General features: G+C 65.4%; 20 protein-coding genes and 1 pseudogene. 14 read left to right on the top strand and 7 right to left on the bottom strand.

All coding sequences use genetic code 11. The annotated features are described in order from the left end of the window. Nucleotides 1–129 precede the first annotated feature (129 nt). The 13 genes and pseudogenes from NF557_RS12120 to NF557_RS17595 all read left to right on the top strand — a co-directional run bounded on the left by NF557_RS12120 (nt 130) and on the right by NF557_RS17595 (nt 15,836). Nucleotides 130–417 carry a hypothetical protein gene (locus tag NF557_RS12120; RefSeq protein ID WP_252619699.1) on the top strand — a complete coding sequence of 96 codons (288 nt, stop codon included), beginning with the start codon at nt 130–132 and terminating at the stop codon, nt 415–417. A 354-nt stretch (nt 418–771) separates the two neighbouring features. After that, on the top strand, nt 772–2,382 hold the full coding sequence (locus NF557_RS12115; RefSeq protein WP_252619697.1) for a serine/threonine-protein kinase: 1,611 nt from the start codon (nt 772–774) through the stop codon (nt 2,380–2,382). A gap of 1,041 nt (nt 2,383–3,423) precedes the next feature. Continuing rightward, the gene (locus NF557_RS12110) at nt 3,424–4,056 is read left to right on the top strand and encodes a serine/threonine-protein kinase (RefSeq protein WP_252619695.1); all 633 of its coding nucleotides are present in this window, start codon (nt 3,424–3,426) and stop codon (nt 4,054–4,056) included. Then, nucleotides 4,008–4,127, top strand: a pseudogene (locus NF557_RS17870) (hypothetical protein); the annotation flags it as partial. The gene NF557_RS12110 and the pseudogene NF557_RS17870, both read left to right, overlap by 49 nt. A gap of 327 nt (nt 4,128–4,454) precedes the next feature. Next, nucleotides 4,455–5,312: a hypothetical protein gene (locus NF557_RS12105; protein ID WP_252619693.1), complete on the top strand. Its 858-nt coding sequence runs from the start codon at nt 4,455–4,457 to the stop codon at nt 5,310–5,312. After that, a complete protein-coding gene (locus NF557_RS12100) occupies nt 5,309–7,687 on the top strand; it encodes an ATP-binding cassette domain-containing protein (RefSeq protein ID WP_252619691.1) in 2,379 nt (792 codons plus the stop codon). The genes NF557_RS12105 and NF557_RS12100 overlap by 4 nt, the downstream gene beginning before the upstream one ends. Before the next feature lie 1,052 nt (nt 7,688–8,739). After that, on the top strand, nt 8,740–9,186 hold the full coding sequence (locus NF557_RS12095) for a hypothetical protein (protein WP_252619689.1): 447 nt from the start codon (nt 8,740–8,742) through the stop codon (nt 9,184–9,186). Between the two features lie 151 nt (nt 9,187–9,337). Continuing rightward, nucleotides 9,338–9,514, top strand: a complete 177-nt coding sequence (locus NF557_RS17865; RefSeq protein WP_252619687.1) for a hypothetical protein — start codon at nt 9,338–9,340, stop codon at nt 9,512–9,514. 439 nt (nt 9,515–9,953) lie between these two features. After that, entirely contained in the window at nt 9,954–11,138 is a 1,185-nt protein-coding gene (locus NF557_RS12085; protein ID WP_252619685.1) for a helix-turn-helix domain-containing protein, read from the top strand. 216 nt (nt 11,139–11,354) lie between these two features. Beyond that, nucleotides 11,355–12,515, top strand: coding sequence for a DUF3631 domain-containing protein (locus NF557_RS12080; RefSeq protein ID WP_252619683.1), 1,161 nt, complete (start codon nt 11,355–11,357; stop codon nt 12,513–12,515). Between the two features lie 677 nt (nt 12,516–13,192). Then, a complete protein-coding gene (locus NF557_RS12075) occupies nt 13,193–14,419 on the top strand; it encodes a hypothetical protein (RefSeq protein ID WP_252619681.1) in 1,227 nt (408 codons plus the stop codon). Nucleotides 14,420–14,941: 522 nt separating this feature from the next. After that, the gene (locus NF557_RS12070; protein WP_252619679.1) at nt 14,942–15,658 is read left to right on the top strand and encodes a DUF6308 family protein; all 717 of its coding nucleotides are present in this window, start codon (nt 14,942–14,944) and stop codon (nt 15,656–15,658) included. Between the two features lie 55 nt (nt 15,659–15,713). After that, complete coding sequence (locus NF557_RS17595; RefSeq protein WP_256855741.1) at nt 15,714–15,836, top strand: hypothetical protein; 123 nt, start codon at nt 15,714–15,716, stop codon at nt 15,834–15,836. 895 nt (nt 15,837–16,731) lie between these two features. Here NF557_RS17595 and istB read toward each other — a convergent pair. The 3 genes from istB to NF557_RS12055 form a co-directional block, all read right to left on the bottom strand. Next, on the bottom strand, nt 16,732–17,511 hold the full coding sequence (istB, locus tag NF557_RS12065) for an IS21-like element helper ATPase IstB (RefSeq protein ID WP_252619677.1): 780 nt from the start codon (nt 17,509–17,511) through the stop codon (nt 16,732–16,734). Then, complete coding sequence (istA, locus tag NF557_RS12060) at nt 17,508–19,034, bottom strand: IS21 family transposase (RefSeq protein ID WP_252619675.1); 1,527 nt, start codon at nt 19,032–19,034, stop codon at nt 17,508–17,510. The genes istB and istA overlap by 4 nt, the downstream gene beginning before the upstream one ends. Nucleotides 19,035–19,501: 467 nt before the next feature. Continuing rightward, nucleotides 19,502–20,089 carry a recombinase family protein gene (locus NF557_RS12055; protein ID WP_252619673.1) on the bottom strand — a complete coding sequence of 196 codons (588 nt, stop codon included), beginning with the start codon at nt 20,087–20,089 and terminating at the stop codon, nt 19,502–19,504. Between the two features lie 213 nt (nt 20,090–20,302). On the opposite strand from NF557_RS12055, the gene NF557_RS12050 reads away from it, so the two are divergent. Next, nucleotides 20,303–21,376, top strand: coding sequence for a DUF4268 domain-containing protein (locus tag NF557_RS12050; RefSeq protein WP_252619671.1), 1,074 nt, complete (start codon nt 20,303–20,305; stop codon nt 21,374–21,376). Between the two features lie 112 nt (nt 21,377–21,488). Here NF557_RS12050 and NF557_RS12045 read toward each other — a convergent pair whose 3' ends face one another. The 4 genes from NF557_RS12045 to NF557_RS12030 form a co-directional block, all read right to left on the bottom strand. After that, nucleotides 21,489–21,899, bottom strand: coding sequence for a TRADD-N-associated membrane domain-containing protein (locus NF557_RS12045; protein WP_252619669.1), 411 nt, complete (start codon nt 21,897–21,899; stop codon nt 21,489–21,491). A gap of 203 nt (nt 21,900–22,102) precedes the next feature. Beyond that, nucleotides 22,103–22,357, bottom strand: coding sequence for a hypothetical protein (locus NF557_RS12040; RefSeq protein ID WP_252619667.1), 255 nt, complete (start codon nt 22,355–22,357; stop codon nt 22,103–22,105). 67 nt (nt 22,358–22,424) lie between these two features. Continuing rightward, entirely contained in the window at nt 22,425–23,315 is an 891-nt protein-coding gene (locus NF557_RS12035) for a hypothetical protein (RefSeq protein ID WP_252619665.1), read from the bottom strand. Between the two features lie 126 nt (nt 23,316–23,441). Further along, nucleotides 23,442–24,494, bottom strand: a complete 1,053-nt coding sequence (locus tag NF557_RS12030; protein ID WP_252619663.1) for a DUF4192 domain-containing protein — start codon at nt 24,492–24,494, stop codon at nt 23,442–23,444. Nucleotides 24,495–24,596 lie beyond the last annotated feature (102 nt).

The following is a 24,596-nucleotide window of genomic DNA, read 5'->3' as shown; positions in this document are numbered from 1 at the left end:
AAACCTCGCAAAGGTTTCGTCAGATCTGTTTACCTGAGGGCGTGGAGCCAGTTATGTGGTTCCCATTGTGCCTGCCGGGAAGCGCAGGGGAGGTTTTGGTCCGGTGCTGCCGGAGGCTAGGGGGACAGGGTGCAGTCGAGCACATTCCAGTCGCTGGAGGACGAGGTCCGCGACCAGATCCGGCATCGTCGCCTGGACCCGGTCACCGATGATCTTGCCCTGCGGCAGCTCGTGCGCGAGGTCGTCACCGGCTTCGATGACCGTGCGTTGGAGGGCGGGATCCGTCCGCTGCAGGACCCCGAGGAAGCCCGCCGGCTGCTGCTCGAGTCAGTGGCCGGTCTCGGGCCGCTGCAGCAGTACCTCGACGACCCGCACGTCGAGGAGATCTGGATCAATGAGCCTGACGTTATCGGCTAGGTTTCTCTTCGCAACTTGAGCCGTGAGGCCGGGTGGTCCTGCTTGCTCACGGTGGTCCGAGGGATCTTGAGTCCAAGTGGACGCGCCTCCACCCGCGGGTCGCTGCTGGACGTGCTCGTGGGTGACGCAGCTCGACAGATGCTCTCGGCCGCGTTGGCGCCCGAGGTCACCGCTTGGAATGAGAGCATCAGGCTGAAGGGGTGGCGGTCAGTAGTTGATGTGCCGACTCGCCTGAACCCAGTCTCTGGGGTGATGGGGGCGCTACATTGTCACCAGGCGGCGGACAAGGGTCCCAGTCATGCGCGTGGAAGGCCGTGGTGCCTGGTGAACGATAGAGCCATCGGGAGCGGGTATGTGATCGAGCGGGAGCTCGGTCACGGAGGCATGGGTCAGGTCTGGTTGGGCCGTGATCATCGCGGTGGTCGGTATGCGATCAAGACCCTGCGGCAGGACCTGGCCACAGATCGAGACGTGGTTCGCAGGTTCATCCGTGAGCGGGAGGTTCTGCTCAGCCTTGACCACCCGGGCCTGGTACGAATTCATGACATGGTCATTGAGGGTCAGACAATGGCGATCGTCATGGATCTGGTGGAGGGTGGGGATCTGGCTGAACTGATCGGCGCGGGCGGACCGATTGCCCCTGCCCAGGTCGCCCGGATGGGGGCCAAGATGGCTGGTGCGCTGGCGTATGCGCACGAGGCCGGAGTGGTACACCGAGATCTGAAGCCCGCCAACATCTTGATCGACACCTCCGCCGGATCGAAGCCCGAGCCTCGGCTGGCCGACTTTGGGATCGCGATTCTGGCGTCGGCGTCGGGAACGACGCAGACCGCGTTGATCGGCACCGCCCAGTACCTCGCGCCTGAGCTCTTCGACGATAAGCAACCTACTGCCGCGGTGGACGTGTATTCACTGGGGTTCGTGCTCTACGAGATGCTCCACGGCCGTGCGCCGTTCTCCGGGCATTCCACCGCGCGGGTGATGGCGATGCATGCCCACGCCCTCCCGGGCCGCCCGGAGGGGGTGCCTGACCCCTTGTGGAGCCTGATCCTGGACATGGTGGCAAAGCATCCGCTGGCCCGGCCCTCGGCGGGGCAGGTGGCTGATCGGTTGGAGGTAATGGCGCCCGCACTCCGAGGTATTCCTCCCTCGCCCCGGCCGCACGCCACCCCCGCGCCGGTCTGGCCCGATGACGAGCACACCGCTCTCGCACCGGGTCGAACCACGGACACTGCCACCGCTGAGGACGCGGTGTTGCACGACGCTCTCACCCAGCGTGTCGACCGTGGCGATCACGACGCAGGAGCATCGCCCCCACCAACCAATGATCCGGCGTCACCATCACGCTCCTCAGAGGCCCACGCCGCTGTGCAGAAGCTGGACCTGCCAAGTGAGAGGGATGAAGGTGAGCCGCGACGGCGACCGGCGAAGATGCTCGTAATGGCAGGGGGTGTCGTCGCCGCGGCAGCGGTGTCGGTGGTCGTCGTCATGGCTCTGGCCAACGGCAACACGCACCCGGTCATCGCCTCGGGAGGAGATATGCTCAAGCTAATCGCCGACAATCAGCTTGCGTATCGATCGAGCTGTAGCGAACTGACCGATGGTCAAGGCCCGCACTTCTGGCCGTGGGACGCCGAGCCACACGTCGTCCGCATGAGTTGCGACGACCCGCTCACCGCCATGCCGGCCACTCTAGTGATCGCCAGTTACGAGTCGGTGGAGGACGCTCGGGCAGCCTTCGAGGAATACGTCTCCATGCATGGGAGCGTCTCCTACGCACCGATTGACATTACGTTGGAGTACCACGACGGGGGCGTGCGGGGTTTCGAGCGACAGGCAGAGAACGAAGCCGTAGTTATCTGGAGCGATGAGTCGACGATGACTCTTAGCCGCCTGCACACATACGAGGGCACCGCCTCCGACCTGACCGCTCATTGGATGGAATACCCCGACTATGAGCTGTAGCAATCAGCCAGGGGTGGCGCGGATATGGGGCGCGTCAGAAGCGATGGCGCCTGATGCAGGTAGATCTGGCGAGAGTCCCGAGCAGTCACCCCGCCCGGGTCGATGTTGACGGGTCCGGCACGTACTTCTGTTGGTCGGGACATTAACTTTCGCCCTGTCCGTCTCGCGGCGGACTGGCTGTCGATCCATGGGAGGGCGGACAAGTAGCACACCCTGTGGTCGACGTCCAGAGCGGTGGTGCGGCGACGTCGCGGCGTCGGTTCGATGTCCATTCGCGTCGATGACACGGTGTTCGTGCAGGGACTGGCATCGGCGTGGCCGTCCCTGTCCAGGTCGGTCTGAATTGGGTCTAAGCCCGTACTGTTGCCGGGGGTAACCCAGATTGACTTGATGTAGTCGCGGTAGCGTGGGTCGTGGGTTAGGAGGGTGTAACCGTCCCGGCCCGTCTCATCAGGGCACTCATGGCGGGGTCAGTGGTCAGTCGCCGTCGTGTGGTCGGCGGCGAAGTAGTTCCTACCGGCCGTCCGTCGCTTGAACGGACCGCAGGCCGGCGAGCTCAGCCTAGGGCCGAGCCACGTAGTTAGGGTTGCAGCTTGCCTGGAGAAAAGATCAGAACGAGTGGATGACCCTGAGCGGGGTGACCTGAAGTGGCGTACCTCCCGAGCAAGTCACGCCCGTAAGAGCTCCGATCAGGGTCGCGTTGGAGCAGCGGCTTGGGAAGGAACGCGCTTGCTCACGGTGGTCCGAGGGATCTTGAGTCCAAGTGGACGCGCCTCCACCCGCGGGTCGCTGCTGGACGTGCTCGTGGGTGACGCAGCTCGACAGATGCTCTCGGCCGCGTTGGCGCCCGAGGTCACCGCTTGGAATGAGAGCATCAGGCTGAAGGGGTGGCGGTCAGTAGTTGATGTGCCGACTCGCCTGAACCCAGTCTCTGGGGTGATGGGGGCGCTACATTGTCACCAGGCGGCGGACAAGGGTCCCAGTCATGCGCGTGGAAGGCCGTGGTGCCTGGTGAACGATAGAGCCATCGGGAGCGGGTATGTGATCGAGCGGGAGCTCGGTCACGGAGGCATGGGTCAGGTCTGGTTGGGCCGTGATCATCGCGGTGGTCGGTATGCGATCAAGACCCTGCGGCAGGACCTGGCCACAGATCGAGACGTGGTTCGCAGGTTCATCCGTGAGCGGGAGGTTCTGCTCAGCCTTGACCACCCGGGCCTGGTACGAATTCATGACATGGTCATTGAGGGTCAGACAATGGCGATCGTCATGGATCTGGTGGAGGGTGGGGATCTGGCTGAACTGATCGGCGCGGGCGGACCGATTGCCCCTGCCCAGGTCGCCCGGATGGGGGCCAAGATGGCTGGTGCGCTGGCGTATGCGCACGAGGCCGGAGTGGTACACCGAGATCTGAAGCCCGCCAACATCTTGATCGACACCTCCGCCGGATCGAAGCCCGAGCCTCGGCTGGCCGACTTTGGGATCGCGATTCTGGCGTCGGCGTCGGGAACGACGCAGACCGCGTTGATCGGCACCGCCCAGTACCTCGCGCCTGAGCTCTTCGACGATAAGCAACCTACTGCCGCGCCGCGGTGGACGTGTATTCACTGGGGTTCGTGCTCTACGAGATGCTCCACGGCCGTGCGCCGTTCTCCGGGCATTCCACCGCGCGGGTGATGGCGATGCATGCCCACGCCCTCCCGGGCCGCCCGGAGGGGGTGCCTGACCCCTTGTGGAGCCTGATCCTGGACATGGTGGCAAAGCATCCGCTGGCCCGGCCCTCGGCGGGGCAGGTGGCTGATCGGTTGGAGGTAATGGCGCCCGCACTCCGAGGTATTCCTCCCTCGCCCCGGCCGCACGCCACCCCCGCGCCGGTCTGGCCCGATGACGAGCACACCGCTCTCGCACCGGGTCGAACCACGGACACTGCCACCGCTGAGGACGCGGTGTTGCACGACGCTCTCACCCAGCGTGTCGACCGTGGCGATCACGACGCAGGAGCATCGCCCCCACCAACCAATGATCCGGCGTCACCATCACGAACGAAACCGATGGTCATAGGGGCTGCCGCGCTGATGGCTGCCGTGGTAGTGGGAGGACTAGCGATCGCGAACAACAACAACGCGGACGGCGACGCAGGGGAATCCACCACCCCATCGCCGACCACTCCGGAGCCGACCACTCCGGAGCCGACCACTCCGGAGCCGACCACTCCGGAGCCGACCACTCCGGAGCCGACCACTCCGGAGCCGACCACTCCGGAGCCGACCACTCCCGCGGTGACTGTCACGCCCTTGACGGTAGGTGAGTCGGTGAATGGGGCCGTTGCAGCTGGGGAGACTTGGCTTGGTCGGTTCGACATAGCGACAGAGTCGACCGTCGTTGTCTCGGTACATGGTGAAGAAGATGACGATCTATCCCTGAGCCTGTCGCACACGGCTTCGTCGTTCCAGTTGTCCAACGACGATCGACCGGAGGCAATCGGGGGGCTGGACAATCACGCTCTCGATCCCGCCTTGGCTGCACGACTAATCCCAGGAACCTACGACGTGGCGATTGACGTTCTTAGTTCTGGGGGGGGCGACGCCGCCTTCTACGTTTCGGTGTCCGCCGCAACCGATGCCACAAGCGACGTTACGCTCGAGGGGCCTAGTGTGGAAGGGGAAGGGTGGAATGCTCACTTCGTGAGTTACTACCTGACTGAGGGTTCTTGGACTTTCGAAACGGTCTCCGAGACCGGAGACGTCGTCATGGGGATTGTGGGCATGGATGACCTGACGTCCTACTACTCTGACGATCACGCTGGGCAAGGGAGCGGGTCCACCACCGACGCCTACATCTCGGAGTGGTTCCCAGAGGGCTGGGTCGTCGTTCGTGTTTCGGAGTACGAGCGCGGCGCCTACTCCACAGTGCTTCGTGTCGTGCCCTCGTGAACGCCCATATGAGAGGGACGTCACAGGTGGTGGTGCGTCTCAATGATCGGGAGTGGCGGGTTCGGCCTGGGGAAGTTCTCAGGATCGGAAGGGGCCACAACTGCCAGGTCGTGATCCTGGATTCACGGATCTCCCGACTCCATGGAGAAGTCGCTCAGCGTGACGGGGTCTGGGTGTACCGGAGCGTCGGTAGCAACGGGACCTTTCAGGACGGACACCGCCTGCCCGAGATCACGCAATTGGACCGGGTTGCGAGACTGCTACTGGCCGATCCGGACGATGGGATCGAGATCCACATCGAGGCGGCAACATCCGGGTCGCCAAGGGGGGAGGTGCACGTAGAGCGGCGCCGACAGGTGGTCCTTGGAACAAGTCCGCCAGCCCCGTCGGACAATGAGGATCAACCCAGCGACGACTCGGTTCTGATCAATCCGGCGGGGCTGACTACGATCGGGCGAGCGGCTGACAACGACGTGGTCCTCTCAGATATTCAGGCATCGCGGTACCACGCTGTGCTCAAGAAAACGTCGCATGGCTATGCGATTGAGAACCTTGGATCAATGAATGGTATCCAGGTCAATGGAGTGAGTGTCGAGGACTCTGCCCTCACGCGAGGGGACACCATTACGATCGGTACAACGCGCCTCCGGTTCGACGGGGAGCTGCTAACCGTCGCCACGTCAGACCCGAGAACACAATCCGTGATCTGCCAGGAAGTCTCCTTCGCTCTCCCCGACGGACGCCTGCTGCTTGAACAGGTCAACTTCGTGGTGCCTCCCGCTTCGCTGGTTGCCGTTATCGGCCCATCCGGCGCGGGCAAGTCCACCTTGCTCACCGTGATGACCGGTGCCAGACGCGCATCAGGTGGGGCCGTGTACTTCGACCAGCGTGAGATGTACGCCAACCGGGCCGAGATGCGGAAACGCGTAGGGCTGGTGCCCCAGGAGGACGTCGTACACCGGCTACTAAGCGTGCGCCAAGCCCTCGACTACGCGGCCGAACTTCGCTTTCCACCTGACCTCGGCACGGATGCTCGAGCCGAGCGCGTCAATGAGGTACTCGAGGAGCTCAGTCTGCAGGAACATGCATCGACGCGGATCGACCGCCTCTCAGGCGGTCAACGCAAGAGAGCGTCTGTGAGCCTGGAGCTTCTCACGAAGCCCTCCCTGCTCTTCCTGGATGAGCCGACGTCGGGGCTGGACCCAGGACTCGACGCGCAAGTGATGGCAACCCTGCGACGCCTGGCTGACGGCGGGCGGACCGTCGTCGTCGTCACTCACAGCGTGGACAACTTAGACCAGTGCGATCGGGTGCTGCTTCTCGCACCCGGTGGCAAGGTCGCCTACTACGGTCCTCCGAGTGAGCTGCTCCCACACTTCAACAGGGACCGTTATGCGGACGTGTTCATCGACGTTGCAAGGGAGCCTGACACCCACCGAGATCGCTTCGCCCAGTCACCCCTGGGGCATGCAAGCACCCCACAGACCCCCGTTCCCCCTGCGGCCCGCGCGAACGCGCCGTCGGCTGCACAACCCGCAGCGTCAGGCCGCCGCAGCGCGCGCCAGCAACTCTCCACGCTCCTCCGGCGCCAACTGCGCATCATCGCGGCTGACCCCATGTACGCAGTGGCCGTCGTCGTGCTTCCGGCCGTCCTCGGCATGCTCACCTGGCTTGTGCCGGGCGACCTCGGTATGGCGTCGCCGACGGGCGCTCCTGACCCCCTGGGCAGCTCCGAAGCGAGGCAAGTACTCATCCTGGTCATCATTGGCGCCTGCTTCATGGGCATGGGACTAAGTATCCGCGAACTGGTCAGCGAACGGGCCATCTTCGGACGAGAACGCGACGTCGGCCTGTCACCCGCCATATATCTGGCAGGCAAACTCATGGTGTACGCGATCCTAGTCATCCTCCAGGCTGTCATCCTGGTTCTGGTCACCATCATCATGAAGGAGCCGCCGACCAACTCTGCCCTGCTCCCGTCCGGGACGGTGGAGCTCATCGCAGCCTCAGCCCTTTGCGCTTTCGCTGCCGCCACCCTTGGCCTCGCGTTCTCTGCGCTTGTCAGGACGCCCGAGCAGGTCATGCCCATCTTCGTCCTCGCCATCATGGCCCAGCTGGTCCTTTCCGGCGGGTTGTTCACGGTCGACCGGCCGGTCCTCGAACAGGTCGCCTGGCTATCTCCATCCCGCTGGGGCTTTGCCGCCGCCGCCTCCACCGTAAACCTGCAGGCACACAGCCCTCCCGGCGCAGTCGCGCCAGACCAGCTATGGGACCCCACCGCGGGGGCCTGGGGCCTGGCCATAGGCATGCTCGGCGTCCTCTCCGTCGGCTATGCCCTCCTCTGCCTCCTGCTGCTCCGCCGACGCCAAACCTGATAGTCCAGTGGAGGCCTGGGGGATACCGGACCCAGGCCAGGTGTTGCCTTATCAGATCAGCGCAGCCCTATCCCCTCCCTGGGCAGGAGAAGCGAGCAAGCGTCTGAGGCCGGAAGGACCCACCCTGAGGACGTGCCCGCCCAGCAGAGTCGCCGTCGAGTTGCGCAGCCTCAGCTGGCGGCAGACGCCGTGCGTACAAAGGCGCGTACGGCAACGCAGGAGCCCTGCGAAACGAGGGGCGTCAACACTGACCCGACTGACTTCTCGTTGGCGAGGTGCACCTCCCAGCGCCCGGGCGCCCGCTCAGCGACGATGGCGGTGCGAAGCATCACGGCGGCATACACCACAAGCTGGGGCTTGCCCTCGTCACAGTTGCGGCTATCGTGCCGCACTATCTGGTCACCGGTCAGCGGTGCGGCCCGGGCGCCCGCTCAGCGACGATGGCGGTGCGAAGCATCACGGCGGCATACACCACAAGCTGGGGCTTGCCCTCGTCACAGTTGCGGCTATCGTGCCGCACTATCTGGTCACCGGTCAGCGGTGCTCCGCCGGCGTGAGGAGGTAGTGATGAGCGACTCTTCGTTCGGTCAGGTCGCTGCCGACCTGCACGTGGCACTAGGCGACGTTCCCAGGGAACGCGTCAGAGGCAAGGTCGTGTGCAGCCAAGGCCACCTCATGGCAGTCCTGACCCGCGACCCAGACAGCCTCTACACCGGCCAGGAACCGATCCAGCTGAGCGACAGCCGGGCAGGCGTCATCGGTGCGTGGTGCCGAACCGCTGACTGCCCAGACGAAGGCCTGTGGGAGATCGACCTCGCACGCTTGCGAGGGAAGCTGCGGTGGCGAAAGGGCACGCTTCGCCTTCTCATCAGGGAGGTGGGCACCCAGTCCGCTGGGTAGGCGGTTGACCCCCGGTTCCTTGTCCCTTAGGGTCATGGACGGACACAGATGAGAGCCGTCCGAGGGATCAGGCAGGCAGAGGATCCCAGCCCTGCATAGTCTCCGACGCGACATAGGGCGTGCGTCCTTCGATCAGAAGGATGGGCTCCCCAGTGTCCGTTTCGCAGTCACGCTCCCGCCTCGGCAACGCCGCCAAGAAGGCCCACGCCAGAGGCACTCCTCTTGAGTCCGACCCGGCCGTGCTCGAAGCACGACAGGATCTGACGGCAGACAAGGTTGCTGCCTACATCGACGCAACGGTCGCCACCGCCCCGCGGCTGCGACCCGACCAGATCGAGGCACTCACGCGACTGCTCCAGCAGTCCGCAACTGCTGACGCCTCGGCCACCCGACTCGAGGGCGGCAGGACCAGAGCCGAGGTCGGCTCCGCCTGGACCGCTGAGCACGATCAGGCGCTGGTAGACAAAGTCGCTGAAGGCTGGACGCTGACCGAGTTGACCACCCACTTCGGCGTGCCAAAGAGCGAGATCTCCTGGCGGATAACTCGACTCAGCAGCAACGGTGTCATCTCGACCGACCTGGTGAAGCACCATGGGTAAGAGAAGCCGCCCCGGAGGCGAACCCGGGGCGGCGATGAGCGCAAGCGGTGGGGACCGAGTGCTCGGGAGCAGGATAGCTCCGGGTACCGACAGTGCCTGGCGGCCAGCGGACCTCCAGCGGTTGCTGGACCTGGGGCTCCACGTCATTCCCATGGGCAGCGGCAAGAAGCCTCTGGTCAAGTGGCGCCGCGGTAGGTGCGACTACGTCTTCGAGCGCCCGACGGACGAAGAGGTCCGCACCTGGCTGGAGCAGCGCCCCGATGGGTGGGCGGTGCTGTGCGGCGGTCCCATGGCGGTGGTGGTCCTGGACGTGGAAGCCGCCGGCTAGTCAGACACCGGCCCGCAGGGACGAGGCATCCGAGACCTCCTAGCGGAGTTGCCGGCCCGGTGCCAGCGCCCATCGGCGTCCGGGGGGGGAGCACGCCTACCTCCAGGTAACGGACGGGCCAGCTCCCACGGGTCGGGGTGGCCGACTTGTCGAGCGACGCACTGATAACGGGACAGTCCTGCTGGCTGAGTTGCGCGCGACCGGCCAGTACGCGGTGGCGCTCGGGCCCGGCCGCGGGGACCTCCCCGAGGGCTTCGCGCCCCATCGGGTGACCACTGGGCAGCTGGATGAGTACCTAGATCGTCTGCGGGCGCTGTCTGACGCCACTGGCACCACTCCCGGACGCATCGATGCTGCCCGTGGCCACCAGGAGTCGTCATGGCTTGACCGGCTGCCAGAGGCAGAGCCCTGTTGGCGTGTGCAGCAGCAGGTGGACGGCGTGTCGAAGCAGCTGGCCGAGGACCGGCTGACGCCCGCGGTGCTCGGACCGGTGATGAGGCTTGTCCGGTTGGCCGCCGACGGCCACCAGGGTGTGCCCCAGGCGTTGGTCTTGGTCAGGGAGGAGTTCCTGCACCGTGTCGAACTGCGCGGTGATCGCAGAGGTGGTCTTCGTGCTGCTGCGAAGCAGTGGGACAGGTCCGTGGCCGGTGCCGTGGCGCAGGTAGGGCATCCCCGTTGGCTGAGTACGGAGAACCCGGCTTTCTGTGAGTGCTGGATCGAGGGCCTACTGGCTAGCTACCGCGCGGCGGCACCCCCTGAGGTCAGCAAGGGTCGGGCGCGGACCAGCGACAGCCTGGTGCTGGAGCACCTCGCCTGGAACGCCAGGTCCACGCGCCGTCGGGTGGTGTGGCAGTCGCAGCGGCAGATCTCAGAGGCGACGACGATCCGGCTCGAGACGGTCAACAGGGCCATCGCGCGGCTGGTGAAGCAAGGCTGGTTGGAGCGGCAGGGTCGAAACGAGTTCGGCACCCTGGGCCTGGAGTTGGCCCTACCAATGTGCATAAGCGGAACATCTAAGGACCCTCTGGCCAGAGGGCATCTAGATGTTCCGGTTCTGCACAGGGAATTGCATCCGATTTTCGGCAGCGGAGGAGTAGGTCCTGGCGTGGCCGAGACCTACCGGCACCTCCCCGAGCTTCGAATGAAGCTCATCAGGAGGAAAGGCACCCTGCGCAGGGTCACGCCTGGCACACCTGCTGGGTTCCTGGCCCGGCAGCCTTCCCGTCGGATGCCGCCCCCGCCACGTGGATCGGGCCGCACGGTGGCAGACCTCGTCCAGGTCACCGGCCGGCACCCTTCCACGGTCCGAGGGCACCTGAAGAAGCTTGGGCAGCTAGGGCTGGCCTTCCGGGATGACCGAAACCGGTGGTGGCGGTACCTGACCGACCCCGACTGGATCGCGCGACGGGCACACATCGAGGACCCCACACCAGAACGGCGTGCGGTCTGGGAGCGCCAGCGCAGAGCAAGGCACGAACTGTTCACAGCGCAGGGTTATGTGCGTCGTGTCGACACAGACGGTGTGGTCATCTACGCCGACGCCGAGTCCGGCCAGGTCCTCTGGCAGGACAACCACCCGGTCACACCACGTGAGCCCTTGGACGACTCCGATGCCACCACATAGATGGAAGGTTCGGACCAGTGACGCGGCTGAGCGTCCCACTGCCGCACTGTGTGGCGAGGAGGTTCGACTCGCCGCAGGCAGACTCTCGTGTTGGTTCGGCCGACGAGACGCCAGGTGCTCGATCGGCGATAAGCGTGCATCCGGACCCAGGGCAGGTCCCTGCGCAAGACGGCCCTGTCCCATGACCTCGTGGAGCGTTGACCGGAGGGGCTCAGCATGAGCGAGACCGGGTCGAATGCACTGATCCTCCGGCGACCAGGGACTGTCGTCGCGTTGCCCGCTCGCGAAGGAATCCCGATCTCTCCCCACTCGATCCTGGACGACAGCGAGGCTGCCATCAGGAAGTACTGCCTGCTGCCCTCGGAGCACGCGTACGTGGCGGTCACACTGTGGGCAGCGACCACGCACGTGATCAACGCCTTCGACTACGCGCCCCGACTGGTCGCCCGGTCAGCTGAGAAGCAGTCCGGAAAGTCCCGACTGGTTGAGGTCCTGGCCTGCCTCGTCCATGACCCGATCCGGACCGTCAACGTCTCAGCAGCGTTCATCCCTTCTTCGATGGCGCTAGGCAGACAGCCCACCATCCTGATGGACGAGGCCGACACGATCTTCGGCAGGAACGCCCGAGGCAACGAGAACCTGCGCGGGCTGCTCAACGCCGGCCACCAACGGGGCCTCACGTACGGCAGACTCCTAGGTCCCTACAGGCCGGTGCAGTTCCCAACGTTTGCCATGGCCATGCTGGCAGGCATCGGCAGGATGCCGGACACCATCGAGGACCGCGCGGTCGTGCTAAACCTGCGCAGACGCAAGCCGACGGAAAAGGTCGCCCCGTTCCGGCGCCGCCGCGACGCCCTGCCCCTGTTCGAGCTGCGTGGTCAGCTCGCCGACTGGGCCGAGGCGGCCGTGGTAGACCTTGACGGCGCCGAGCCGAGCATGCCCCCCGGTGTGGAGGACAGGGCAGCCGATACCTGGGAGCCCCTCCTGGCTGTTGCAGACCTCGCCGGCGGCGCTTGGCCAGAGCGCGCGAGAGCGGCGTGCCAGCATTTTGTGAACGAGTTCGAGGAGGACGGGCAGTCCCAGTCCGAGGGCGTGATGTTGTTGGCGGACATCCGGGAGATCTTCGACGTCATAAGCCTCAGGTTCATGCAGTCTGCGGATCTGTGTACCCGGTTGCGAGACCTCGACGACGCCCCGTGGAAAGACCTCAACCTCAACCCCTCGAAGCTGGGTCGCCGCCTGGCTCCGTACGGCATCAAGACGGGACACAACGAAGCGCGCAGCAAGCGTGGATACCGGCGCCTGGACTTCAAGGACGCCTTCGAACGGTACCTTCCTGCCGACTCAGCGTCCGAAGGCGTCCAAGGGCGTCCGTAGTGGTTCTCACCGGGGCTGACACCGCCGACGCCGCGTCTGTAGGGGGACGCCTTCAAGGTCTCGGGACGCCCAAAGGCGTCCGGCGCAATGGCGCAGATGCCCACCCAACGGACAACTTGGGACGCCTTTGGATGATCCCCCCACCCCGGCCTGGTCCGCGGTCTCGCGGTTACCCGTGGACGAACCCACGGGGCCCAACCCGTGGCTTGGGGCTGAGGCTTTGGCGTGTGCGTCCCGAAGCGGTTGTGCGCCAGTTGTCACGAGGCATTGCTCCCGGCTGGTTGCCGCCGAGGGCAACCGAGAGCGCCACGCAGAACGCCGTCGTTCTCACCAAGCCCGAGGTGGGACTGGGGTGGGCGTCCTCACCGTTCTCCGCGACAGAGGGAGCCAGGGGCGGCGATTCGACGGAACTACTCGAAGTGAACTGAGTGGCGGACCCAAGCCTGAACTCCAGAACACGATAGAAAGTACGGGTGACTCCAGCCGCCTATAGAAGTCGCCGCGTGCAGCGCCTGCGGTCCCGTCGCGTTGACGAATCCAGTCACGATCGGTCTGATACCGCGGCCGTGCTGGCCGCAGCCCTTCGCTTCAGCCAAGAGTGGCAGCGACGTAAGGTCGAGAGCCTACATCTGCTTGGTGGCACGCATGGACGACGGAGAGTCTCCTTGGACGTCCTTGTGCCTGCCCACCTGTCACTGCGCTACGCCCCTGACGTCATGGAAGCGGGCGGCGGCGACTACGTCCTGGTCCCCCTGACTTTTCAAGAGAAGGGCGTCCTGCGCCAATTCAATATTGAGGGGCCAGACGGGACTGCCCTTTCCATCCTCGGGCGTCGAGAGGACCTTCCGCTAGTTCGAGGGGTCCTCCAGCATGAGTTACAGGATGCGCTCTGCGAAAACTATGACGAGGGCCGACTATTGGAGACTCTGGCCGTCATTATTGACGGTGATCCTGAGCGAGCGCAACTTCATGCGGACCGGCTGGGTGTTGAGGGAATGATTGACGACGAGAAGGTATTAGAAACCGGGGCGCTTTCCACTTGGGCGAAAAGACTCTTGACTATTCTCCCCTCCAATTATCTAATGGTCGCTTTAGTCCCTGCAGGTTATGCTGGCCATCGCGTCGTTCTCAAGTACTCTCTGGAATGGAGTATTCAACCCCTACATCTGAACTACTTCAACCGCGCCTGGGCAGCATTCGGCTTCGATGACTTTGCATTCAGAGTGGAACTGAGTCATCCATCCGGCGCGGCCTCTCACCACTTAGAAGTCGTCTTTCCCGACGGGCTGGAGGCGCGGGCCCTTACTATGCCGAGCGGTACCGACACCGACACAGCGCGGCGCAACACGACGGACACTGGCCCTCTTGGGGTTCTGCACGGCGTTGGTCGTTATTCGCAGGACGCGAACGCCCCAGAGCCAGCTCACATCACCTTCGGCCCCACGCGCGGACTCCGCCAGCTGACGTTCATGGTCCTGCTAACCACCTCGGTCATCCTGTGCCTTGGCCGATGGCTCCCTAACGCCCAGAATGCCCTCCTTGCGGCCAACGACGGGGCCGCGGCACTCCTGCTGGCTGTGCCGGCAGTAGTCCTAGCCTTGCTCGCGCGGCAGGGGGAGAACGCCGTGGTGAGCCATGCATCGTCGGTTCTGCGACACGTGGTCATCTTCTGCGCCTTGCTCCTCTTGGCCTGCGCTGGGAGTATCGTTGGACACCTGTGCTCCGGACCCAGGCTTGCGCTGTGGGCACTGGGCGGCATTGTCTCGGGAGTGCTTGGCGGCGCGCTCATCTGTGGGGCGTTGCGCCAGGGCAATGGGTCTGTCACACGTGACGACCATGATGATGGTATGGAAGACGGCCGACCGAAGGGAGAAGACGATGGCTCGAGTCATGAAGAGACGTAACGTCAAGGGACGTAGACCGGTGAGGCTCGGTATGATCACGTTCAGCATCCCCTCGTCTGAGTCCCGCGCGCGCTCGGTGACTTCTCGCATCGACCCGTCGCGCGGTGAATCCCGAATGATTGACGTGACCCCGCAAACCCTTGTGACGGGCCGGCATTACGTTGAAACGTCGCATAAACGAAGCTGACGAAAGCAAGCGACAGCTCGATCTATGTCCACTCTCGGCGGCGCCTACTGCCTTGGGGGCCTCGTTGACTGCCTTACGAAGTCACTGGAATCAGTTGTTTTCCGCCATCGTGGAGGAGTTGTTAGAGGCGATCCCGAGACTCTTCACCGTACGTATGGGCGTTCGATACATCTGCGCTCGGCGCGAGTCTCGTAGCCGGCGGGACTCCTGCGCGAACTGGTCAAATCGATGCTTTAGTGACTGATTTGCGCCTATCGCTGACTCCCGCTGAGTGCTCGGGCTTCGCCGTTCACGACCCAACCACATACCCCGAGCCGCTGTGACAGACTCAAGCTATGTCTGATTGGGACCGCGCCTCCGTACCCCCCGAGTGGCCCACCGTGTCGAGTCAGGTCCTATCTCGCGCAAGAGAGCGCGCGCTCCAGGCAATCCATGGCACTGACAAAGCCTCCGCAGCCGAGCGGCTGTCGGTCTTCTACGATGTCAGCACCAATTATGCTGGGGCGACATTCGCCGGGCTCACACCCAACGAGTTGGGGGACATCACCAGCACCGACCTGCATGCCACCTCGCTGCTGAGCGTCGAGGTGGGGCCGCAGGCGACGCGACGACTACTGACGTCGGGTACGGCTCGGGATCAGACGCTACGAGCTCTCAGAGCAGTACCGGACGTTGAGCTTGAGCTCGCGAATGCCGAGACGTTCCTCGCCATGGAGAGCTTGTACAGCACGGTCAAAGCCGCACTGTCGTCCAGCTCGTCGAAGTCTTCGAACCCTTGGGTCACCACGAGCAAACTGTGTGCTCGCAAGCGCCCCGCTCTGTTCCCGGTCCGGGACCGGAACGTCTGCGGGCTGTTAGGCATCCTGGGTCTCAGTGACTTCAGGGCCGACTGGGCAGTCTTCCAGTACCTGGTCCAGGATCCTGATGTCGTAGCGGCCATCGACGAGCTGCCCGGGCTGGTAGCACTGGCGGGGGCAGGCAGACCCGTGGAACTAGATCGTCAGCGACTGCGGCTGTTGGACGCGGCGCTGTGGACGTGCACGGTCTGGTGATGGTAGTGGAGCTACCTGCCACGCCTCGGGACGGTCCCCGCAGTAGGTTGTTTCCATGGTCGACCGTCCCAGCCTCATGTCGTTCGTCCTGGGGCGATTCGAGGAGGACTTCCGCTTGGTGATGGCCAACATTCCGTTGCTCGTCGAGGACGATCGGTTGGGACCCATCCTTCGCTGAGCGATTCATGGGTCGCGCCTCGGTCGTCCGGCGCATCTGGTCAGGCCAGAGCATCGTGGAGCTGTGCGCTGGCGATATCCAACATGCTCACGCCAATCATTCACGAACTGGTGCGCGGTCCGACGGCGTGACCGGCTTGGGGTCACAGATCATCAAGTTGATCGCCCGCAGCGAACACCCGGACCCGTTCAATTCAGGGGCGCCCGCTGCACCCTCTTAAGAACGTCTTCTGGTGAGATCTGGGAGTCACGCAATGCCTGGTACCCGGCGACGACCTCGTCTGGATTCATGCCTGCTTCCTCGGCCGCACTTCGAAGCTCTCCGATTTCGGCGGCATCCTTTAGCGCCCGCTTTGTCGCTTCTGCGTCTTGATGCTGCAAACGCTTGGCTGCCTCCTGTTGCCCGCGATTCCACATGTACCAGCCACCGCCCGTCCCACCTGCAAGAAATGCTCCGGCAGCCGCATAAAAAAGAACTGGATGCACTTGAATCCCTCTATTCGTGATCTACAACGATGGTGCTGTTCTTGCCTGCATGCGCCATGGGTGCACCAGGATGAGCACCTTTTTTGCCGTTGTCAGTCGGTGAAAGCGACAGCAGCGGTGAGGCCGACGATCGCTGCTCGAGCCCCAACGTTTCGTCCGGTAGCGGACCGTGACAGGTGGTTCGTACCTCCTAATCATGTCGTCCAGCGCACCCTCGACTCGTCATCACGTGCCCTCTCGCGCCGTGTCTCCGAGCCAAACACCGTCCTCCCTTCGGTTCTTCCGTCGCCTTCCAAGCACGAGCAGCAACCTACCTTCTAATCTATCCACTGACCAGACCCTGATGTCAATGGCCAGTTGGAAGTCCCCGGTTTTGGCCAGGTGGAAGTCCCCACCCTCTGCGGGGTTGATTACGTGGTGGGCAGCTCACCTCCTCGGCGTTGACGGGCTTCGCGCATGCGGTAGGACTGGCCGTTGGTGACCACCGTGGTGGCGTGGTGCAGTAGCCGGTCGAGCATGGACACGGCGGTGGTGTGCTCGGGCAGGAAGCGGCCCCAGTCCTCGAAGGAGTGGTGCGAGGCGATGCCGAGGGAACGGCGTTCGTAGGCGGCGGCGACGAACCGGAAGAGTAACTGGGCGCCGGTGTCGTCCAACGGTGCGAAGCCGATCTCGTCGACCAGGACGACGTCGTTGCGCAGCAGCGCCTCGATGGTTCTGCCGACGGTGTTGTCGGCCAGGCCGCGGTAGAGCGTCTCGACGAGGTCGGCCGCGGTCAGGTACCGGACCCGGTGGCCGGCGAGGACGGCGGCGTGACCGAGCGCGATGAGGGTGTGGGACTTCCCTGTGCCGGCCGGGCCGATGAGCGCGACGTTCTCCTTGGCCCGCAGCCACTCCAGGGAGGTCAGGTACGCCCAGGTCGGGGCCGGGATCGAGGAGGCGGTCAGGTCGAAGTCCTGGATCGTCTTGAGCACCGGGAACGTCGCCGCTTTCAGCCGTGCTCGCTCGTTGGAGGCGTCCCGGGCGGCGATCTCGGCCTCGACCAGCGCCCGCAGCACCTCCTCGGGGGACCACCGCTGGGTCTTGGCCGTCACGAGTAGCTCGGGGGCGAGCTGACGCATCGCGGCCAGCTTCAGCCTCCGCAGCCCCGCGGTCAGGTCCGCATCCAGCGCCGGCGCGGTCGAGGCGCTCACGAGGACACCGCCTTCGGTGCCGGGGCGTACTCGGCCAGCGACCGTCCAGAAGAGGTGGGCAGGTCCAGCACGAGCGCCTCCCCGGCCTCTCGTGGTGTGGCCACGCCGGCGCCGGCGGCCAGGATCGAGCGGACATCGCTGGCCTTCCACCGACCGAACGCGGTCGCTCGCTCCAGCGCGGCGACCATCGCGGCCTGCCCGTGGGCGGCGGTCAGGGTGTTCAGCTCGGCCAGCTCGGGGCCCAGGCGGGTATGCCCGGCCCCGGCGGCACCGGCGATGAACTCCTGCGCAGCCGGGCCGAGTGAGCAGAAGGCGACCTCGGCCGCGCTGCGCGGCCGGATCGCCCGCACCGGGGCAGCCGGGCGGGCACCGCCGTAGTGCTCGTCCAGGACCGACGCCTCACCCGGCGCGACCAGCGGGTGCTCGGCGTGGACCTGCCCGGTGCCGGTGTCCAGGATCAGGACCCGGGTGCCGTCGACGAGCACACCGACCTGGGTGCCGATCAGCGCGTTGGGCACGGAGTACCGGGCCGAGCCGAGGCGGATCGTGGACAGCTTGTCGACCTTGCGGGTCGCCGGTGCCGGCCCGATGACCGGGCGCAGTGAGGGCAGTTCGGTGAGCAGCGGGGCCTCGGTGGCCAGCCGCTGGTCGGGGACCGCGGCGATCTCTGAGTGGACGGCGGCGTTGACCTCCGCGCACCAGTCGGTCGCGTGTCGGTTGGCGGCGTTCAGGTTGGCCAGCACGCGCGCGGCGCCGACGGTCAGGTCGCCCCCGGTGCCGGCGTGATCGAGTAGCAGCGGCAGGGCCAGGTCGTCCTTGCCGTAGCGCACGAGGGCCTCGACGACGCCCTTGGACTCGGGGTCGGCCGCCTCGCAGAAGTCGGGCCGGAACCGGTAGTGCGTGGCGAACCGGACATAGTCCGGGGTGGGCACGACCCGGTTGGCGACCACGCCGCCCTTGAGGCAGCCCATCCGGTCGGCGAGCACGACTTTGGGTGTGCCGCCGAGGACCTCGAAGCACTCGGCCAGCATCGCCATCGTCGTCGCGGCCTTCTCATCAGCGGCGAAACGGACGAACCGGAAGCGGGACCACGCCAGGACAGCGGCGAAGACGTGCACGCCGGCGATCACGCCCCAGTCGATGACCAGGTGCTCACCCGGGGACCACGACGCCGGCCGGTGAGTGCGGCCGTGCTGGGCCCGCCATGCCTTCTTCTCCTGCGCGACAAGGCGGCGGAAGTTGCGCGGTGATCCGGTGTACCCGGCAGCCCGTGCCTTGGGCAGCAGCCGCTTGGCGCTGATCCGGGCCTTGGCCGTGTCGACACCGGCGGCGACGAGGCCGCGCACGTCCTCGTAGTTCGCCGGCCGAGGTGCCTTGACCGGGCGGGCCTGACCAGCGGCATGACGTAGCACGACCCGCTTGACGGTCTTGTGGGTAGTGCCGCAGATATCGGCGGCGCCGCGGTAGGTGCCCACGTTGTTGTAGGCGGTGATGATGTCCAACTCTTCCCTCATGTTCTTCAATGGAGCTCCCTGGGCGGTGCGGTGACTGGCTTCGACACCGACACCGTCACCGCCCAGGGGCTCAGCTCATGGACGACACGAGCAGAGGGTGGGGACTTCTACTTGGCCACCAGCGGGGACCTCACGTGGCCACCAGCGGGGACTTTGCCACGGCCATGGACACCTGACTAACCCCTTGGAAACCCGAACGTCAGCAGCGCAAGGCGCTTGCCACTTCCATCGGCGCGTTGCGCAGGTTGCGCGAGCACCTGATGTGGTGCACTCTCATCCGCGCCGCACATCCCGAGATCGGCGGAATCGTGATGTCACTCACCGGACACGCCGCCTGAGCTGTCCGGCGCGCAGTGGAGGCTGCCCCCCCCTATCCAGGTTCAACGGTCTGGGGCTGAACGGACGAGCACATAACACAGAGGAGCCATGAGGCCCACCGCGCCTGGGGCGCGGTGGGCCGTGAGGTCAGGACGTAGTTACGCGGAAGCACGTGGAGACTGCAGGGCGCGGTAGACGGATGCCCTGGACACCTGCAAGATGCGGGCGATGGTGCTCACGTCGTGTTGGCCATCGTCGTACATCTGCTGTGCGACACGTAGCTTCTCGGGGGTCCAAACGGTGGGTCGTCCACCTCTGCGGCCGCGAGCCCGTGCCGCGGCAAGCCCGGCATGGGTGCGCTCACGGATGAGGTCCCGCTCGAACTCCGCCAGAGCCCCGAAGACGTGGAAGATGAGCCGTCCTCCTGGGGTAGAGGTGTCGATGTTCTCAGTGAGGCTGCGGAAGGCCACACCCTGGCTCTGAAGCTTCTCGACGGTGTCGATGAGGTGGCGCAGGCTGCGGCCCAGTCGGTCGAGGCGCCAGACCGCCACGGTGTCGCCGGGTCGCAGGTGCTGCAGGAGCGCCTCCAGCTGGGGTCGGTGCTGCAGCGCGCCCGATGCCTTGTCGATGAAGATCCGGCCGCACCCGGCGGCCTGGAGTGCGTCAACCTGGAGGGCTTCGTCCTGCTCGAGGGTGGACACGCGCGCGTAGCCGAGTAGGTGGTGCTGTGTTGTCTCAATACTCATGGTGGGACTCCCTTCTGGGACGTTGATTGCGGACACGGGTTGTGGACACGAAGAAGCCCCGCGGCACGGTTCGGCCGCGGGGCTTCTCAGAAACGCTCGTTTCTTGACGGTCGGGGGTCGTTCACTGGCAGCATGCTGTTTGGGAGCGGTCAGCGGGTCCGACGTGGACCTGGAAGGTCGTCAGCTCCGTCTACTCGTTTGAAGGAGCAGCAGGTGACAGATATCGACAGCAGTGGACTGGGGCGCCTCGTCCGGGTTGCTGATCCGCGCACGGTCTGGTTGTCGGAGTCGGGAGACTTCACACCCTGGTTGGCGGAGAACATCGACATCTTGGGTGACGAGCTCGGCATGACGTTGACGGTTGAGGCGACTGAGGTCCCTGTGGGGCAGTTCCGTCTCGACATCAAGGCCACGGACGAGGACGGGCGGGTTGTCGTGATTGAGAACCAGCTGGAGCGCACCGATCACTCGCATCTGGGACAGTGCTTGGTCTACGCCGCTGGCCTTGAGGCAGCCACGGTCATCTGGATCTCACGCCAGTTTCGTGATGAGACGCGGCGTGCCTTCGATTGGCTGAACGAGAGAACCGACGGTGGTGTCCAGTTCTTCGGCATCGAGCTCAGTGTGGTGCAGATCGGGCAGTCCGGTCCTCGGGCACCCGTCTTTGACGTGGTGTCTCGCCCTAACGACTGGCAGAAGCGCGTGAAGGGCGAATCGCGCTCATCGCATGTGCAAGGCGGCTCGTCCCTAAATAGTGCCCGACAGGATCTATTCGCTGACATCCTGGAGCGCGTTAACGAGCAGAGACCCACCATCCGGGTGCCCGCCCGGAACGAGGGGAGCAACTGGATCAACGTCGCCTCCGGTCCGTTCGGGTCTTGGGTCATCAGTCAGCCCGGCGATGGGCGCCTACGTGTTGAGGCGTACTTAGACTGTGGGGACCGCGAGCGCAACAAGGCGCTGTTCGATGAGTTCGAGGGTGACGAGGACCGCTGGGAGGGGGCCACGGGCCTACCACTGTCGTTTGAGCGGCTCGACGATAGGCGCGCGTCCCGCATTGCCACGTACCACTCAGCAGTGGACCTTCAGGGGGACGTGACCCCGGCTGTCGGGGACAGTCTCGTGGCGTGGGGAGCGACCGCGTTCATCGCGCTATTCGATGTCCTGAACGAGCCGCTTCGGCGGCGGGCACGGCAGCTGCGAACCGCTCAGACCCAGGTCGATCGGGCGCAGTACCCAGAGTCTCCACACGATGCCGCCCCCCGTAGCAGTGCCGGGGATCTCTGAGATGCCCTCCCGAGCCGGTTCGTGCAGTGAACTAGGCGACGCTGGCGTGCTTACGGGAGCGCTGCCGCCGATGGCCACCACGGATCGCTGACCTAGACGCAGGGGCTAAGTTTCAGCGCTCGGCGCCTTCATCAGCGGTAGTGGAACCCTGAGTGCTGGATCCGGCGATTAGGTCAACCGCTTCTTCCGGCAACCCCAACTCGACGTCGGGACCGAGACTACGTAGTTGTTCGGCTGCCTCTCCGCAGTCTCGACGGAGAGCGCTCTTTGCTGTGTCGTGGCGCTTCTCAGCCTGGTTCTTTTGTCTGATCACGAAAAGCAAGCCACCGCCTGAAGCAATAGTGGCCAGAGCAGCAACAGCTTTGCTTGGGTCATTACCCCAGACCAGAGAACCAACCAGGAAAATCGTGAAAAGAGCGAACGCAACAGAAACCGCGTAGATAAGATTCCAGAACCGGCGCACATTGCGCCGGGTCTCTTCCAGCTCGATGAGGGCCTGCCTGCACTTGATCGCTAGGGGCATGGTTCCTCCACTTTCAGTGCGGCGATCATCGGGCGATGACTGCGCGAAGCCTACCGCGCCGTGTTACCCCGTGTACAGACTGGACTCGGCCGTGATATGTGGTACTCGCGGGCTCTGGCCGTACCTAAGCGAGCTAGTAGGGGAGCCTGAAGCATGGCCGAGCCGGCGGCCCCTTACGGAACCGCCGACCCAGCCCGGCGCTGCTAGTACCCGTACTCCTCCTCGCCGTCGTCGTCGTACAGGGACAGCCGCTCCCACGATGACGTGCCCATCCGGGGTCGCCGCTCGTTGAAGACGTCGACGACGGCTTCCACTGCCTTGGCGCAGATGAGAACGACGGCTGCGAGCTCCCGGGTCTCCCGCAGCGCGGTGCTGCCCGCTTCGGGTGAGTGAGCCCGCAGCCTGGAGTAAGCGATCACTGCCATGGCGGCTATCCCGGCGATGCCCAGGACGATCATGACCGTACCCCTGGTGACCCGCAGGGGGCGACCCGCGACCGGTTCACGGGCCGCCCCCACATGTGCCTCATCTGCCGGCTCGCCGTGCGCGGGCCCGTTCCTGCTGCTGGGCCCGGCGCGCCGCCCGGTTCACCTGACCCACAGGTACTGCTTGGTGGGTCTCGTCAGTGCCATCCGCAGCTGGACCAGCAGGCGACCCGTTGGTGGCAGGCACCGGATCGACAAGCCGCTCGATACCAGCGGAGGAGGCTTCATTGCCGATGGGGCGGACATCAACTGCACCTCCGCTGGCTGGTGCGGTGGTGAGCAGCCTGGTGGATAGCAGCACGGTGAAGACCAGAACCTGGACCAGGGCGCGGGTCCACCGACCTGGCGTAAGAAGGCTGATGACCCGGTGGGCGAGGACCGCGCGGCTGATCGGTCGGACCAGCTGAGCAGCCTCGAACCCCGCACTGGTGACCGTCCGCACGACCGCGTGGGTGAGCATCCTGTTGGTGACGCGCCGCACCGTCGCGGTGGCGCTCGTCAGCCGGTTGCTGACCTGTACACCTACTGGTCCGGCGCGATGGAGCAACCTGTCCAGACCGGTCCAGAGGCCGTGGCCCAGCCGGGCCAGGAATCCGCTGGCGGCACGGAGGAGCCGGGTGGCACCGGCCCAGACCCGCGGGGTGCTCAGGACCGTCGCAGCCAGGGGCACGAACCCGACCTGGCGCACGAAGGTGACAGCGGCGCTGGTGCGTGCGGTCAGCCAGGCGGCGACGTGGTTGTCGCCGGCTGCTCCTACGAGGGTGTGGAGCTGTCGGAGCGCCCAGCCTGTGGCAGCCCGCGGCAGGGACAGGGCGAGGTCCAGGGCCTGTCGGGCTGCTGCGCGTGCCCGCAGGAGCATGCCCATGCGTTCCTGGACGGTGGGTGGGTCCTGCACGACGTGCAGCGGTGGGTAGGTGGTGGCGGTAGCCATGATTGTTCTCCTTCGGTGTACGGCACCTGGTGGGTGCCTGTGGTTCCCCTTGCCGGGTCGGCGGGGGACAGGAAAGGCCCGCCGCACGGTGTGCGACAGGCCCGGGTACTTCGGGGCAGTGTGCTGTTACGGAGCGGCGGGTAGGCCCATCCGGATGACGAGGTTGAGCAGCTTGGCCAACCGGTAGTCGGGTTCGGCGCGTAGGGCACGGTCCAGGGCGATGCCGGCCAGGGCACCGTTGCCGCGCCACCACGCGTGCGTGGCCAGCAGGCACAACGCGGCAGCCGCAGCGCCATCGGGGAGTGCCTGACACAGGGCCACGAGGCGTTCGTGGACGCGCAGCTGGTTCTGCGGTGCGGTCGGGCCGCCGACCTCGGCCCACGCCTCATCCAGGGCCTCCAGGAGGTCCTGGACAGGGCCGGTGGTGGCGTCCCGGGGGAGGAGCCCGTCGGTGACCCAGGCGACCAGACCGTCGCGGACCATCGCCTCCTGCAGGCAGACCGAGGCGATCGCTGCGTCCACCGGGTCGGTCGGCCCTCGGTCGGTAGGGGACAGGATCCGCGCCCAGGCCAGGAGCTGCTCGGCCCGACCTTCGAGGCCTCCCGTGTCCACATTGTCGTGGTCCACGGTGTTGAGCGTCTGCAGGATCTGCGACACACGAGACGCCAGGGGACCGGGCTCGATCATCGCCACCAGGTCCTCACGGGTCGGCTGAACCGTCACGCCTTTGCCGACGTACTCGGCGACCAGGTGGGACGCCTCCACATCGGTTGGGACGTCACGCCCTTCTGGCGGGCAGCAGGGGGTGTCGGCGCAGCCGAGGACCCAGAACTTGGTGCCGCGCACCAGGTACCGCCCCATGACCTCGACGTCGTGCTGTTGCAGCCAGGCAGACATCGCCTCCACTGCCGGGGTGGCCGGCGCACCGTCGGGGTCTTCGTAGCCGATGGCGATGGCGCGGTCGCCGTGGTTGGTCAGCACGTTATGGCCGAGTTCGGCCACCACAGCCTCGGTGTCCTCCTGCGTGGTGGGCAGGTCGATGCGCTCGGTGAGTACCAGTTGGGTGTCGTTCAGGACGATCAGGACGAGGCTGTTGCGTGGGTGGTAGCCCAGTACGTAGGGCAGCACCGTCAGGACGTCCTCCTCACGGCGCAGCGTGAGCGTGGATTGGCTAGTCATCGGAGTCTCCTTGCAAGTGGGCATGAAAAAAGGCCCGTCACCGGTTGTGACGAGCCTGTGTTACAACGAGGAGGGTTTATCCAACCCTGTGTCAGAGAGCGT

The sequence above is a fragment of the Ornithinimicrobium cryptoxanthini genome (genome assembly GCF_023923205.1).
Taxonomy (GTDB): domain Bacteria; phylum Actinomycetota; class Actinomycetes; order Actinomycetales; family Dermatophilaceae; genus Ornithinicoccus; species Ornithinicoccus cryptoxanthini.
The sequence above is the reverse complement of the archived record's forward strand: the minus strand, read 5'-3'. Positions and strand labels throughout refer to the sequence as shown.